Origin of the sequence: Priestia sp. SIMBA_032 (assembly GCF_046535215.1) — a bacterium.
Classification (GTDB): domain Bacteria; phylum Bacillota; class Bacilli; order Bacillales; family Bacillaceae_H; genus Priestia; species Priestia aryabhattai.
In genome coordinates this window covers 1-327 of the sequence record NZ_JAWRXD010000314.1, presented here as the reverse complement: position 1 = coordinate 327, position 327 = coordinate 1, and the positions used below count along the sequence as shown (strand labels likewise).

1 protein-coding gene is annotated in these 327 nt (G+C 35.2%); it reads left to right on the top strand.

Annotated elements, in window-relative coordinates:
- Positions 1-16: 16 nt before the first annotated feature.
- A partial coding sequence (locus SB717_RS34545; protein ID WP_410907366.1) for a helix-turn-helix domain-containing protein occupies positions 17-327 on the top strand: 311 nt, incomplete at its 3' end.

Sequence of the window (327 nt, the reverse complement as noted above, 5' to 3'; positions counted from 1 at the left end):
AAGGGGAGTTTTTACTATGGCTCGAATAAAATATTCTAAAAACGAAAAATTGGCTATTTTAGCTCTTTATGAAGATGAGCATCATTCAATAGCCGACATTATGGCAAAGTTTTCTGTTGATCCTGGTACGATTAGAGACTGGAAGAGAAGATATGAAATGGACGGTGAAGACGGCTTGACAGACGCAACGTCTTGGAAATCTTATTCTAAAGATCTAAAATTAGCAGCCGTCAATGATTATCTATCAGGGCATTATTCGTTAAGCCAAGTTATTCAAAAATATAATATATCCCGTACTGCGGTTTTGAGAAAATGGATTAAAAAGTA